Source organism: Methanosarcina sp. A14, from assembly GCF_001729375.1.
Taxonomy (GTDB): Archaea; Halobacteriota; Methanosarcinia; order Methanosarcinales; family Methanosarcinaceae; genus Methanosarcina; species Methanosarcina barkeri.
The window spans coordinates 1-14543 of the sequence record NZ_LZPK01000096.1 but is presented as its reverse complement, the minus strand read 5'-3'; the positions used below and the strand labels follow the sequence as shown (position 1 = coordinate 14543).

The 14543-nt window shown below is 37.1% G+C and carries 13 protein-coding genes; 7 read left to right on the top strand and 6 right to left on the bottom strand.

All coding sequences use genetic code 11. From position 1 onward, the window contains the following. Nucleotides 1-449: 449 nt before the first annotated feature. The 6 genes from fhcD to A9239_RS05385 form a co-directional block, all read right to left on the bottom strand. Entirely contained in the window at nt 450-1343 is an 894-nt protein-coding gene (fhcD, locus tag A9239_RS05410; RefSeq protein WP_048156626.1) for a formylmethanofuran--tetrahydromethanopterin N-formyltransferase, read from the bottom strand. An 863-nt stretch (nt 1344-2206) separates the two neighbouring features. Further along, nucleotides 2207-2662, bottom strand: a complete 456-nt coding sequence (locus A9239_RS05405; RefSeq protein WP_080941610.1) for a chemotaxis protein CheD — start codon at nt 2660-2662, stop codon at nt 2207-2209. 259 nt (nt 2663-2921) lie between these two features. Continuing rightward, nucleotides 2922-3818, bottom strand: a complete 897-nt coding sequence (locus A9239_RS05400; protein WP_048122617.1) for a protein-glutamate O-methyltransferase CheR — start codon at nt 3816-3818, stop codon at nt 2922-2924. A 62-nt stretch (nt 3819-3880) separates the two neighbouring features. Next, nucleotides 3881-5581: a chemotaxis protein CheA gene (locus A9239_RS05395; RefSeq protein WP_048156623.1), complete on the bottom strand. Its 1701-nt coding sequence runs from the start codon at nt 5579-5581 to the stop codon at nt 3881-3883. Nucleotides 5582-5818: 237 nt separating this feature from the next. After that, nucleotides 5819-6178 carry a response regulator gene (locus A9239_RS18120; RefSeq protein ID WP_230629388.1) on the bottom strand — a complete coding sequence of 120 codons (360 nt, stop codon included), beginning with the start codon at nt 6176-6178 and terminating at the stop codon, nt 5819-5821. Between the two features lie 520 nt (nt 6179-6698). After that, the gene (locus A9239_RS05385; protein WP_048122613.1) at nt 6699-7064 is read right to left on the bottom strand and encodes a response regulator; all 366 of its coding nucleotides are present in this window, start codon (nt 7062-7064) and stop codon (nt 6699-6701) included. Between the two features lie 1011 nt (nt 7065-8075). Here A9239_RS05385 and A9239_RS05380 point away from each other — a divergent pair. From A9239_RS05380 to A9239_RS05355, 7 genes are all read left to right on the top strand, one after another. Continuing rightward, a complete protein-coding gene (locus A9239_RS05380; RefSeq protein WP_048122612.1) occupies nt 8076-8450 on the top strand; it encodes a response regulator in 375 nt (124 codons plus the stop codon). A gap of 378 nt (nt 8451-8828) precedes the next feature. Continuing rightward, complete coding sequence (locus tag A9239_RS05375; protein WP_048123680.1) at nt 8829-10898, top strand: methyl-accepting chemotaxis protein; 2070 nt, start codon at nt 8829-8831, stop codon at nt 10896-10898. Between the two features lie 28 nt (nt 10899-10926). Further along, the gene (locus A9239_RS05370) at nt 10927-11448 is read left to right on the top strand and encodes a chemotaxis protein CheW (protein WP_048122610.1); all 522 of its coding nucleotides are present in this window, start codon (nt 10927-10929) and stop codon (nt 11446-11448) included. Between the two features lie 120 nt (nt 11449-11568). After that, a complete protein-coding gene (locus A9239_RS20210; RefSeq protein ID WP_052712952.1) occupies nt 11569-12150 on the top strand; it encodes a GntP family permease in 582 nt (193 codons plus the stop codon). A gap of 109 nt (nt 12151-12259) precedes the next feature. Further along, nucleotides 12260-12385: a hypothetical protein gene (locus A9239_RS20205; protein ID WP_255361910.1), complete on the top strand. Its 126-nt coding sequence runs from the start codon at nt 12260-12262 to the stop codon at nt 12383-12385. A 346-nt stretch (nt 12386-12731) separates the two neighbouring features. Next, nucleotides 12732-13199: a metal-dependent transcriptional regulator gene (locus A9239_RS05360; protein ID WP_048122608.1), complete on the top strand. Its 468-nt coding sequence runs from the start codon at nt 12732-12734 to the stop codon at nt 13197-13199. Nucleotides 13200-13550: 351 nt separating this feature from the next. Further along, a complete protein-coding gene (locus A9239_RS05355) occupies nt 13551-14525 on the top strand; it encodes a metal ABC transporter solute-binding protein, Zn/Mn family (protein ID WP_048122606.1) in 975 nt (324 codons plus the stop codon). The last annotated feature ends 18 nt before the right edge of the window (nt 14526-14543 follow it).

Here is a 14543-nt window from a genome sequence, read left to right as displayed (position 1 = left end):
CCATACTTTTTGGAATCTTTTTCTTCGTATTTCCCTGGGGCCATTGGGTCTAGTACTCCTGATATTTATAAACATCTTTATAAAATTATATGTAATCAATTGGTGTTCTTGAGAGCACTAAAACAGATCGAATAACATTATTATGCTATTTATATAGAGAGCTGTCCAAAAAGCCATTTTACTCTTAATCGTTGGAAATTCTCAGAATTGTTTTTAAATTCTCAGAATTGTTTTCATGATCATGAGTTTGATTGATTATTCAAATAAAGGGCTCAAGAAGTAAATTTTAAGTTTTGGGATGAACTCGGTATTAAAAATTATCCAGAATAGTCAACCTTTTATTTTTCTTTATATTCTATCCGATATTATATGATTATCCTTACATAAGGGCTAAAAATGAGAATAAAAAAGAATAGAGAAGAAAGTAAAAAAGGAAAAGGTTTTAGAGTTCAGAAGAGTTCGTGAAGTTTAAACTGATATTTACCAAGCTTTCCGCCATAGTTTCCTGCTGATATTTTCTTAACGCCCGGAACAGTTACAGCGGCTTTAATTCCTGCTTTCATGGCAGCTTTTATGTTTTCTTCATCAAGCCCGTTAATAACAATTTCATAAACAGCATTGACATCTGCCGGGATTTCAGTGTTTTCAACCTTATCCTTTATGGAAGGGCAGAATCTCTCGTTAGCAGTAGCTTTCAGGAACTTGTATTTGTTTGCTCCGGATTTAGATCCGCTGGCTACAATGCCACCAGGGAAGGGGGTAATTGTACCTTCAAGTTCTGCAATTGCATCAACAGCAGCTTCGGCTGCGGTCAGGGCGGTCATCTGGGAGTCTCCGAAGATGAAGAAGTTTCCGCCTGCAATTCCAGCTATAGCTCCTATATTTTCTTCGGCCAGGAAGTCTCCTTCCATAATTGGCATCTTAAATACCTTGCGGCCTGCAATTTGGGTTTCGGATTCCATGCCGTCTGAGAAGAACTTGAGTTTAAAGCCTACATTAAACTGTTTTTCAGCTTCAGGAAGTCCATTAAAGACTGCAGTTGTAGGGGCTGTAAGTACACACTGTCCAATTCTTTCAAGGAGCTGCTCTTCCAGAGCTTCGTACTTGAAAGTGCAGATCTGGACATAAACTCCAGGTCTGCCATCAGGAGTCTCGCTGGGGCTTGCTAATTTCTCAATTCCGGCTTCAGCAGGACACATTATAACGGATGTTGCAAAGCCTGTAGCTTCAGTAGCTGCCACAAGGGCCCAGCGCTTGGTAGCAGCTGTTATGAGTACCCGTGCAATTTTGATCGGAAACGCTTCTGCATATGTATCTTCGATTTCTACTCCGTTGATTTCCATAAAAATCTCCCATTTGCTTAGTTATTGCTATCTTGAAACTAGTTCGCGAGTTGTCAGGTTTGGTTTCCCTGTTTTCTCGTCTTCTATAAGCTTTTATAACTTTTCAGATATCTTACAGATGACTGAGAATATAGTATTTACTCAAGGGTTACTCAAAGAATTTTGAAGTAGTGCTCAGAGTATTATCTAAAGCGTACTTAATGTATACTTAATGAGCTGATCCCAAAACTCAAAATTGCTTCTCTGAATCCTGTATTCCGAACAATCAATCAAGTTTCTGATCATGAAAACAATCCTGAAAATTCTTGATGATTAAGAACGAAATGACTTTTGGGATAGGCTCAATGTATACTTCAAGTGTACTCGTAGTATTAACCTGAAGTACACTTAGTGTATTGCTCAAAGTATACTTAAACTGTACTAAGAGTGTACTCAAGTATATTCAGAGTGTCACTTTACCTTAGATCTAGCCTCAGATACAGATTTAAAGTTTTATGTTACTTTTGTTTTCTTTTGCTTTATTAATGGAACTAATAATGTAATTATAATATTTATATCAAATATATAATTTTTCAGAGAAACGATGAAGAAACGAAAGTGAATTCAAAAATGAACAGTTTGAAAAAACAGTTTGAAAAAATAATTTACTTTAAAAATCCAAAAGCATTTCTCAATATTACTTCAACAATGTCAAAAAGTAAAAAGAACTAAATGTAAGAACAGATTAAAAGTAAAAACAAACGAAAGAATATATGAATGAAAGTAAGAACAGATTGAAAGTAAAAATAAGTAAAACGTAATAATAAATAAGGAAATGTAGATAAAAATAAAAACCGATTAACGATAGAAACCAATTGATTCTTTTATATTATCTTATCTTTTCTCAAAATAGTCCTTATTAGGATATCGCCAGTAGAAGTATCAAGAGTTACTGTACGTCCATAATTTTTGCCGGTATCCTCGGCTATAATTGGTATTTCAAACTTTTCCAGGGTGATTTTGGCACATTTTATATTTCTTTTCCCTATGTTCAGGTTCCGATTTTCAAACATATGTGCTCCCCCGACAAGTTTTGCTTCAAGCCTTTTTCTGGATGAGCCTTTTCTTAGTATCTCAGCTGCAAGGTACTCTATACCGGAATCAGTATATTTTAAAGGGTTGTCTTTTATTTTTTCATCACTTATACTCGGAAGCATCGTATGGACAAGCCCACCTATTCTCTCCTGCCTATCATAGAGTGTTATGCTTAAACATGAGCCCAATCCGAAGGTTTTAATTTTAATTGGACTCTTGGTCAATGCACAGGCTCCTATTCCCACTACAATTACGCCTGAGTTAGTCGTCTTGAAGAACCCTCCTGGTTTAGAAATTTCTCTGTTATGATAATTATTAAAAGTTTTTTAGGAGCTGCTTAGACATTGCTTAGGAACTATTTAAAATGATTTATACTTTCTTTAAAAAATTTGTTTAAAAAATGTTCAAAATTTATTTACAATTGTTGTATCCTGAAATTATTTTGCAGGTTCTTCGTATTCGCTTAAATTCCTCAGGTTCTTGACCTTTTCCATAAATGTCTTTTTATATTTCCTTTATGTACAGGCGCTCTCTTGTATTGTAAGGTCTAAAGAGACTTGATGCATTCCCAAGCAGTGTTTCGGACTTTCCTATTATAAAAAATCCTCCTTTTCCAAGAGCCTTGTAGAAATTAAGCTGTAATTGTTCCTGAATTCCTTTTTTAAAATATATCATTACATTTCGGCAGACAATAATATCAAAATGATCGATTCTCTGGTCTGAAATCAAATCGTGACGTTTAAATTGAGTTATATTCTTAAAATCGTCTATTACCTGGTAATTATCTCCCTGTTTCAAGAAATAACGTTCTTTTGTGCCTGAATCAAGATTTTTAAGTGAGTTTTCATTGTAAATACCTTTTTTGGCTTTTTCCAGACTTTGAGTATCAATATCCGTACCTATAATTTTTATTCTATACTTATTAAAGTCGTTTTTCAGGATCCTGTGTAGCAGGATAGCAAGGGAATAGGCCTCTTCCCCTGCTGCACAACCGGCACTCCAGATGCGAATTGATCGGATAAATAGCCCTGATCTGTTTTTAACAAGAGAAGGAATAACCTCTTTTTCGATTATTCTGAAGGTTTCGGGATTTCGGAAAAACTCACTGACATTTACAGTAAGAGCGTCAAGAAGAAATTCGTACTCTTGCGGATCTTCCTTTAAAAGTTTCAGATATGCTCCATAACTCTCAGAATTGGTGGCTCGAACGCGCACGTTAATTCTACGCCTGAAATGGGCTTCCTTATAATATTCACAGTTAAAGCCGGTGTTTCCACTAATATTTCTTTTTAACAGTTCAAAGCCCAGATCTTTTTCCAGATTTTGACATGTATTTATCTCTTTATTTGTTTTTTTATTTATTTCACTATCATTTGCCTTTCTAATTGGACCGTTACCCATTTCTTCACCGACAGTACTTTTATCCAGGCTTTTTTTATTTCCATTAAAGTTTCTTACTTATTTCAAATCAGGGAGTTGACATCGATAATTAAAATAACGTTTCCGTCGCCCAGAATTGTTGCTCCTGCAAATCCTCTGGTATTGCCAAGAAGCTTGCTTTTGAAGCTTTTTACTATTACTTCCTGTTTTCCAAGCAGTTCATCCACGACTATTCCAATATATTGCCCGTGTTTTTCAACCAGAACTACGAAAATATTGTTCTCGTCGTCATCATCAGGTAGCTGAAACTGCCTTCTCAATCTAAAAAGTGGAAGAATTTTATTGTCTATTAAAATGACTTCCCGTCCTTTAATATGCTTGATTTCCTGCGAGCTAAATTCAATGTTTTTCACTATGCTTGTGAAGGGAATTGCGTATTTTTCCTTTCCAACTCTTACCAGTATGGCCTGATAAACCGCAACGGTTAAAGGTAGTTTCAATTCGAAACTGGAACCCAGTCCAGGCTTTGATTCGACTTTTACGGATCCTCCAAGGCGCTCAACTCTGTTTTTTACAACATCCATTCCTATTCCTCTTCCGGAGATGTCGGTAACATTGTCAGAAGTACTGAGACCTGGAGTAAAGATCAGCTGCATTGCTTCCTCTTCCTGAAGCTGCTCCGCACTTTCTCTTGAAATAATTCCTTTCTTTAATGCAATTTTCCTGATTTCATTAGTGTCTATTCCAAATCCATCATCTTCTATTCTAATAAGGACAAAATTTTCCTGTCTTGAAGCTGTAATCAGTATAGCGCCATTCTCTTTTTTTCCAAGTTCTACACGCTTCTCCGGAATTTCGATTCCGTGATCTACTGCATTTCTTAACAGGTGCACTAGGGAATCCCCGATTTCTTCGAGAATAGTTCTATCGAGCTTGAGTTCTTTCCCTTTGATTATAAAATCGATTTTTTTGTTTTGTATGCGTGCAAGATCTCTAATCATTCTGGGATAGATGTAGGTGATATGATCCAGAGGTACCATTCTTGCCTCTATCACTTCGTCTTGCAGTTCTCTTGTTAGTTTATGAAAATCTGAGAGTGCAACCTCAAGCTCCTTGGATTTCAGGTTGCGTGTAAGCTCATTTATTCTACTTCGGTTAATTACGAGCTCGCCCACGAGATTCATCAATTTATCGAGCTGTTCGGTACTGATTCTTGGGTTCTGAACAATTTTCACTTTAGGACTCGATTTTGGATAAACTGGGGTTTTTTCTTCCTTCTCTGGTTGATAGATTTCTTTTGTCGTTTTTTTCTTTGCAGGTAGGAGTTTATTTTCGATTCTTTGAATGGAGACTTTTTCAGAAGAATCATTTACTTCCCTTAACGTTTTTATCACTTCGTAGACGTCAGGATAGAACTCGCATTTATTAGCTGTCACTTTTTTTCCTTTTTCGGGCTTATCTCCTTCACTTTCACAGATATTTTCTACAAGCCCTTCAAGGGTATCCACACATACCAGGAGAACATCAATCAAAGAAGAATTAAGTACAATTTGCCGCGTGCGCAGCCTGTCTATCAAACTTTCCATTTCATGCGTTAACTCTACAATTTGTTTGAACCCCATAGTTGCAGACATGCCTTTGAATGTATGAGCTGCACGAAATAACGTATTCATATGTTCCGTATTTTCAGGATTATTCTCAAGTACCAGTAGGGAATCGCTCAACTCTTTAATGTTTTTCTCTGACTCTGCCCTGAAAATGCCCATATATTTTGACATATCCATAATTTTCCCTGCCTTTCTGGAAGTTCATATTTTTAGATGGTTTCTCAACACAGAGTTCAATTTGGGATTGAGTTCTAGATTTAGTCTCGTATTCAATTCTGTTTTAATCCCTACATCTGTTTTAGTTCCAACATTTGTTTAGTCTCTGTTCTGTTTTAATTCCAATATTTATTTAGTCCCTATTTCTGTTTTAGTCCCAGCATTTGTTTAGTCTCTGTTCTGTTTTAATCCCAATACTTATTTAGTCCGTACTTCTGTTTTGGCTTTTACAGCTGCACAGATTTTTCTGCAAATTTCTTCTGCCATATCTGGCATGTTCTGACTAAGAATCCCTTCAGGCTTCTGGATTACATTCACTGCTCTGTATTCAAAGGCTGTAAGTGTAATTTCCTCAGCTCTTTTTCCAAGGGCTGAAATCATCACAACAGGATTCGGACACTCATTTATAATCCGAGCGAGAGTCTTAAGGCCGTCAAGAATAGGCATAACATTGTCTAGAAGAACGACATCATACACCAACTTTTTAATTTTCTCAAAACTGTCCTTTCCATTGAATACCGTTCCTACTACTCTGAGATTTGGGTCTTGACTGAGAATATCGGAAAGGAGTTTACGAATTAAAGCAGAATCGTCTCTATGAGTGCGCAGATAGTCATCTCAAGCACTTTCCTTTAAATATAATATTTATTTTATAATAGCTTTATCTAATAACTTTATCTAATAATTTCTATCTAATAATTTCTATCTAAGAATCTTAACAATAGAATCTTAACAATAGAATCTTAACAATAGTCTGATTTAACATAGCTTAATTTGTGTAGCTTCAGTTAAATTCAGTTTAATGTAGCTTCAGTTAAGTTAATTCAGGTTTAATGTAGCTTCAGTTGTTTGATTTTACATAGCTTCAGTTGTTTTTTCAATATAGCGTTAATTGCTTTATTTAATGCAGCCTCATTTAACGCAATTTTATGCAATAATAGCCTTATTTGCCATTATCTTTAAATAAGGTCTAATTAGGTTCAGCAATTTTTCTTGTTAATTGCTTTATTTAATGCAGCCTCATTTAACGCAATTTTATGCAATAATAGCCTTATTTGCCATTATCTTTAAATAAGGTCTAATTAGGTTCAGCAATTTTTCTTATTACATCGAGCATTCCATCAGGCTCAAAAGGCTTTACTATAAAGCCCATAGCTCCTATCTTCATTGATTCGGTTATGAGGGCCTGTTGACCAATGGAGGAGCACATTACTATTTTTGCCTCAGGATCCATAATAAGAAGTTTTTTCAATGCCTCTTTTCCATCCATATCTGGCATAATTATATCCATTAACACAATATCTGGCTTTACTTCAAAATAAATTTGAATTGCTTCTTCCCCATCATTAACTTCAGCAACAACTTCATGTCCGTGCATCAGAAGAATATCTTTAATAATCATCCGCATAAATTCGGCATCGTCCACGATCATAATTCTGGCCATGCATTTCCCTTCTTACGTTCTTGAACAAGCGACAATATCGGATGATATTTACACCTCTGTTTTTTGGAATGTTCTGATACTTTATTCCTGCCTTTGCCGAATCTAGCCTCTTATCCGAATATTCTCCACAAAGTCATGCTATGAATCAAAGGACCTAATTTAAAAATTATTTGAGGTTAACAAATGTAACCAACCTAGTTTATTTGTTAAGGCATATTTATCCTAATTGTGTAGAAAAATATATGCGAAACCTGCTATATTAAATTTTTTAATTATCTTTATAAAAATTAGAGATCAAAATTTATTTAAATACTCTGGTTAATTGACACGTTAACAAACTATTTACAGAAATTACCGGCTCTTTCTCAATCTTCAGCCGAGTTCCAGTTTTGATCTTCAAATTTAAATAAAACATTAATTATATTATTTCCTATATATAAAATGTTTCTCTGTTTGTTTTAAATTCAATCTGGTACTAATTTCAATTTTTTTTTCCTGAACACTGACATCTAAAATGATACCTAAATTTAAATAAAATATTTTTATTTCTTTTTGTATATTGAATATATGTATCTAAATTTTGCAAATAAATTTATATTTTCCCGAACTTCATATATTACTGTAAATTGAAAGATAACCTTGGAACAATTTGCAGGTATCAAGTATACCTGTTGAAGATAGAGTAATATTTTCATAACTTTCTGTCCCTAGGTTTAGGGAGGACTAAGGTATACATGCTGAAGATATAAGGAAATATTTCATTTCATATTTTCTTGTTTCAGACCTTATTAGAAGATTATTATTCACTATAAAATTCAATTCATTAGAAAATTCATTACTCAGCGTTTCTTTGACAAAATCTCACTTACAAAATCTTGTTTACAAAAAATCTCGCTTACAAAAAGTCCAGCTTACAAAATCTTATTTACAAAAAGTCCAGTTTACAAAATCTTATTTACAAAAAGTCCAGCTTACAAAATCTTCAAGCAACCACCTTAGGAGTAGATTTGAGTGCCTGAAATCCTTATTGTTGAAGATAATTTACTTAATCTGACCGTTGAAGCAGACTTACTCAAGTCCTTTGGACATGAGCCAAAAAAGGCGAAAAATGGTTTTGAAGCTCTCGAAATTCTCAATGAAGCAAAAATTGACCTGATATTGCTTGATATGGAGCTTCCGAAAATGCACGGCCTTGAATTGCTTCAAAAAATCAAACTTAACCCTGAAACTCGGAGTATAAAGGTAGTTGCAGTCACAGGTTACTCTGATCCTGAATGTAAAGAAAAGTTCCTTAAAGCCGGATGCTATGCTGTTCTTGCCAAACCTATAAACTTTGGCGACTTTGGCTCACAGGTCGAGTATTTTCTTACAATAACTGACTCTTGAAGATATAATGTATATGCGAAAATAAAAAGACAGTCGTAATACATATGCGGAAAATAAAGAGACAGTCGCAGTATAATATACGAAAATACAAAAGCGTTTGCCTAAAGGGCAGACTCGGTAGAGGTCTAGTGAGATATTGAGTGAAACCGGATTAAACTCACAGTACTTAATTTTGTATTACATTCTCTTTTTTAATAAATCAAAAAATTTATCAACTCTTAAATAGTCTGTATTGAATAACTGGTTGGGAAGATTAGGCAGTCTTCATAGAAGCATTTCCGCATGTTCACTTCACTTGGCGGTTACGACTGATAGGTTAACAGTCTATGTAAACTGGATATGTATAGTGGTGGAGAAGCTGAGGCAAGGGTGAGGAAAATGTATAAAAACACAAAAATAGGGCATCTAGTGGTAGGCTTTGCTCTTCTTCTTGTTTTGATTTTTTTTGTTGGGTACACAAGCTATCAAGGTATGAACGATATTGAAAAAAAGAGCCGAGCCATTCAAAACATGACCTCCATCGTGGATAACATGCAAGGGGCTCTGCAAGCCCAGGAAAGTTATGTTATTTATGGCGACCCGGTTTATAAGAACGAGACTTATAACCATCTTGCTCTTGTGCCCTCCCAGGCAGCTATCTCTAAAGAAATATATCTTGGCTACCTTGATCCTGTAAACCAAGATCATATGGACTCTATCCTGAAAACGTCCGACGAATTTGATGAAACTTTTAACAGCTACGTTAAAGCAGAAGACGAAGAGGTGGCCCTTAGAGCCGACATCGTCTCAAACGGTGATCTTATTTTGCAAAAAGCAGATGAGATTTATCAAGATCAGATGCTTCAATATCACCAATATGCAGGAAATGGTTCTTCAGGTGAAGTTCTCCAGCAAAAGTTATCCAATGCTCAGGAAGCCCAGAAAATCAGCATACTTGCAATGGAAGCTCAAAACGAATACCAGAATTATATAATTACTCCCGAAAATCAATATGCGGAAAATTTCAGCCAACGAACGGAAAATATAACTGAAGTTACTACTAATCTGAAAACGCAGACGGGGGCAACTGAAAATCTTGAACGTGGAAATATAATAATTACTAGAGCTCGACAGATCCAGAATGATTTTAATCGCCTGAAAATTCTTAAAGAGGAAAAGGCGGTTGAAGTAAAAAAAATGGAAAACATAGCCGCACAGGTTAAAAAAGATGCTGAAGCTGCCAGTAACGATCAGAAAGAGAAACTTAACACCCTGATAATAGATTCTATAAATAAGATCTTTCTCGTTACTTTTCTTTCAATACTTGTCGGGGTTTTACTTGTTTTTGTTATTCTTAATGTTTATAGAAAACCCATATATGAATTACTTAAAGCCGCAGACAGAATCTCTGGAGGGGATCTGAGTGTTGAGATTAAAGGAAACTCGAGAAGTGAAATCTCTCAACTCTCACAAGCTTTTAAATCGATGGTTGAAAACCTTCGTAGCCTGATAAAAGGAATTCAGGAAATTTCGGTTCACCTTTCTACACTTTCAGAAGAAATGTCTGCTTCTTCTGAGGAAGTGGCTTCAGCTTCAAGGAAAATTTCTGACACTGCAACTGAAATCTCAGATGGGACCGAAGTGCAGAGTACAAAAATAGTGGATATAACTCGTGCAATGCAGGACATGACACACAATATCCAGGAAATTGCGGAGAATACCCAGAAAGTTTCTAAAAATACTAATCTTGTCAATAACACTATCAATGACATTGGAAATGCCTCAAGAGAACTCTTGGTAAAAATGGACCATATTTGCTTCTCTGTTGATGAAACTAAGGAAGTGATAACGGAGCTTGACTCCAAGTCTCAACAAATCAATGAAATTGTAACTCTTATTACCAGGATTGCCGACCAGACAAATATGCTTGCGCTGAATGCTGCAATTGAGGCTGCCCGGGCTGGTGAGCACGGCAGGGGTTTTTCTGTTGTAGCCGATGAGGTCCGAAAACTTGCCGACGAATCCGGCCGTGCTGCTAATAACATTTCTAGTCTAATTGATGAAATAAGAGGCAGTATCAGTGAAACCGTGGAAAGTATAGAGGCCAGTAAAAAAGATGTGCAGGCTGGTTCGCTATCTGTTAATAACGCAGTTGAAATGGTTTCAGGGATTGTAACTACAATCAATGAAATTACAAATATGGTAGAAGATGTTGCAGCTGCTACAGAAGAGCAGTCCGCATCCATTGAAGAAATCACTTCCACTCTGGAGGATATTTCCTCAATTTCGGAGCAGTCCGCTGCAGGAACCCAGGAAACTGCTGCAGCTCTCGAAGAGCAGAGTGCTTCAATGTCAGAACTTGCCAACATGGCTAGTGACCTTTCCTTACTCGGGGAAAGAATGAAAAAAGCTACGGAAAAATTCAAACTTGGTAACTTAAAAGAAGGGTCAGAAAATAAGTCAAGTTAAAATTTCTGAGCTAGTTTGAGGAATTCAAATGTTTGAAGAAACATTAGATGAAGGTTCAGGATTTTCGGAAGAAAGTCTTCGCTTAGTGACCTTTGAGCTTTCAGGTGAAGAGTTCGGAGTAGATATTATGCAGGTCTCCGAAGTTATTCCGGTTCCGAGGATCACCCGAATTCCTCAGACTCCGGAATGCGTAAAAGGACTCATTAACCTGCGGGGAAAGATCCTCGTAGTGATAGACCTTAACAAGCGGCTTGATTTCAGATCAAAAGAGACTGACAGCCTGTCCAGAATTATCATAGTGGAGGTTAAAGATACAATTCTTGGAATGCTTGTAAATTCCGTAAAGGAGGTCATGAACCTGCCACTTTCCTCAATTCAGCCACCTCCTGAGATGATCAAATCGAAAATCAATGCGGAATACCTGGTAGGCGTTGGAAAAGTAGGGAACAGGCTTCTTATTCTACTAAATCTTGCAAGAGTACTCGGAGAAGAAGAAATTGAAGAGCTCAGTGGACTATCCTCTCCTGATGAGGATGTTTCAACTGAGTAAACTACCTCTACTAAATTTGAAAGTTAATGGGGAAGAAGTTGGAATGTGGGAATAATGGAGAAAATGTTTAAACTGAGTAAATGGCGTCCTCTCCAAAAAATGATATTTAAACTTGCTTAATTGTTTTCTCTTGAAATAGACTGCTTAAACTCGCCGGGCGACTTTCATATTCTTGCCTATGTTATCTTCATTCCAATAGCTAAAGAGTTGGCTGCCAGGCTCGATAACCCCTCTATTTCCACTGCAACAGTCCTTGCACTCGGAGCTGTTGCCTCGTTTAACCTTGTCTATCCTTCACCTGTAGTAATCTCGGCAGCAGAAGAATTATCGGCTAACGTGGACAGGCTTTTTATTCTGGGAATTCTTAACGCAGTTTCCACTTCCATTGCAAGTTACCTTTATTCCAAAAATCTGAATAAGTTTGGAACTGTCGATCTTTCGAACAGAGTAAAGGCAAAGATAGTTGAGGTTCAGGAAAGAGATTCAGGGATATATACAAGCCCTGCCGAAAGGTCCCGAAGGCTTGAGGCTTACTCTCCAATCTTTTTCCCTTTACTTCTTATTCTCTTTCAGACAGGCTTTGAACACGCTCATCCTGTACTCACCTTTCTGGGAAACCCGAATATTGCACTTCTTATAAGAGTCCTTCTCCATCTTTTCTGGAAGAAAGCTCGGATTTCTCTTACTGAAGGAATTGATTGAAATAGCTGTGAGACGAAGCGGGTTTGTCCTTCTTGACCTTTGCGGAGGAGGCTCTATCGGGGCAACTCTTGCTACGACCGGGGTAGGATAAGCTCTTGGCAGGTTTTTCTTGCAGTTGAGCCTTCCTCATATCCTTGTTCCTTTTCTCGTTGCCGCAGCCCTTCAAACCGTTCAGGGATCAAGGGTTGCGACCATGCTTATCGCACCTTCTTTTTTAATGCCCTTGTTTCCTTAACTTGGGTTTCCTACGGAAATCGTTATCCTTTCAATGGCTTCCAGGTACTTTTCTAATTTCCCATGTTAATGATCCTTTCTTCTGGATTTTCGGAGAGCTTGCAGAACTGGGACCATCTAAGGTCTTCGGGTCAAATACCTTTGGAAGCGCCTTGATGGGTATCGTAAGTTTCCTGCTGATCTCTGCTGTGTATATTTTCTTTTACTGATTTTTTTCTTTTACTGGGAGGTTTAAATTCTACTCTTCCATCATTCATCCCGCTTTTCTAATTTTGCCACAGTAAAACTATAACTTCATAATTTGGTATGTAGCAAACAATAAATACCAGTTTTTTATATTTCTCTATATGAATGAGCAAAGTTATCCTGAATTTACAGGCCTTGAACTCTCTCCGAGAAAGGTAGATTATCTCAAGTTCATTCTTGAAAAAGGAGGTACTGTAAAAACTACAGAGATCTCTTCAGGTCTGCAGGTAGACCCTTCAACCACAACCAAGACCTTAAATGAGCTTGCAAGTGCAGGCTACCTGAATCATGTTCCTTATAGGGGTGTGAATCTGACGGAACTGGGTAAGGCATATACGCAATTTCTTATTCGAAGGCACAGGATCCTCAGTCTTCTTCTAACCCATTACGGCCTTTCTTCGGAGGAAGCATGTAGTGAAGTTTCGCGTTTTGAGGCTTTCGTCTCAAGGGATGCTATAAATAAAATCTGCAGCTCAATGGGTCATCCAATGTTTGGAGTATGCGGAAAAATCAGCCATGAAAATGTCTGTATGAAGGAAATAGCTATTGAACATCTAACGAAATACTAAACAATAAGATATACAGTGTATTTTGTCTCATTAAGCGCTAATTAAAACGTTTTAAGTGTTATAGGGACGTTAATAGAACGCTAGTGTAATGCTAATTGAAGTATTAATGGTGCATAAAACTGCGAGTAAGCTTCAAAATACATTTGGGTTTACACCAAAAATATCTCGTGAATGACTCAAAATTTGGGTATATTCCAAATATAATCTTTAACATAATTTGGGTATATGCAGCTTTCTCCTCGATAGCGGTCTTATCTAATCAAAAACAAGTTCAGAAGTCAAGTAAAGTTCAGAAGTCAAGTAAAGTTCAGAAGTCAAGTAAAAGTGAAACGAAGAAAGCGAGATCTAATTATGAATCTGAAAATTCTACCTTTATTGGTGCTCTTGACTGTTGGCCTGAGCCTTTTTGCTAGTGGCTGTACAGGTCCAGGTGACTCCCAAACTAATGAGAGTACAGGACAGGAAGCTGAAGTAGCAGGATCTAATCAGCCTATAACCGTAGCTGTAAGTGTGCTTCCTCAGGCTGAGTTTGTAGAGAAAGTGGGGGGAGACAAAGTAAAAACTGTTGTCATAATCCCTCCTGGAGCAGACCCACACACCTATGAACCTTCTCCAAAAGAAATAGAAAATGTGAGTAAAGCCAGTATGTATGTTACAGTCGGCATCGATATGCCCTTTGAGGAAGTCTGGATTAACAGGTTCGAATCTATTAACAGTGGAACTCTTATTGTAAACTCTTCTAATGGAATCAAGCTCAGGGAACTTGCTGCTCACGATCATCACGATGGGGAGGGAGCAGAGGAACATGCAGGAGAATCTGAAGCTGACCATGAAGAAACTGAATTGGACCCCCATATATGGACATCTCCTTCAAATGCAAAAATAATGGTCGAGAACATTTATGAAGGACTTGCCAAAATAGATCCTGAAAACAAGACTTACTATGCTCAGAACAGAGATGCCTATCTTAAGGAGCTGAATGCTCTGGATGCAAGGATTCGCGAAAAGCTTGAGGGGAAAACGGAAAGAAACTTCATTGTTTATCATCCTGCCTGGGGCTATTTTGCGGTGGATTACAATCTCACTATGATTCCAGTTGAGATCGAAGGAAAAGAGCCGAGTGCTCAGGATCTGGCGGAGCTTGTAGATCTTGCAAAGGAAAAGAACGTTAAAATAATCTTTATCCAGCCCCAGACAAGTACGCAGAGTGCACAAGCCGTAGCTGAAGAGATAGGTGGTGAGGTTGTAGCTGTAGACCCGCTTGCAAAGGATTACATCGCAAATATGGATAACGTATCTGATATTTTTGCCAGAAACCTTGTATGAAGTCAGTAAAGTACGAAG

What these genes read in the sequence shown, in the direction of transcription:
- A9239_RS05360 (WP_048122608.1), top strand. Translation starts at nt 12,732, where the DNA reads ATGAATGAGCAAAGTTATCCTGAATTTACAGGCCTTGAACTCTCTCCG.
- A9239_RS05375 (WP_048123680.1), top strand. Translation starts at nt 8,829, where the DNA reads ATGTATAAAAACACAAAAATAGGGCATCTAGTGGTAGGCTTTGCTCTT.
- A9239_RS05400 (WP_048122617.1), bottom strand. Translation starts at nt 3,818, where the DNA reads ATGGGTAACGGTCCAATTAGAAAGGCAAATGATAGTGAAATAAATAAA.
- fhcD (WP_048156626.1), bottom strand. Translation starts at nt 1,343, where the DNA reads ATGGAAATCAACGGAGTAGAAATCGAAGATACATATGCAGAAGCGTTT.
- A9239_RS05385 (WP_048122613.1), bottom strand. Translation starts at nt 7,064, where the DNA reads ATGGCCAGAATTATGATCGTGGACGATGCCGAATTTATGCGGATGATT.
- A9239_RS05355 (WP_048122606.1), top strand. Translation starts at nt 13,551, where the DNA reads ATGAATCTGAAAATTCTACCTTTATTGGTGCTCTTGACTGTTGGCCTG.
- A9239_RS05370 (WP_048122610.1), top strand. Translation starts at nt 10,927, where the DNA reads ATGTTTGAAGAAACATTAGATGAAGGTTCAGGATTTTCGGAAGAAAGT.
- A9239_RS05395 (WP_048156623.1), bottom strand. Translation starts at nt 5,581, where the DNA reads ATGGATATGTCAAAATATATGGGCATTTTCAGGGCAGAGTCAGAGAAA.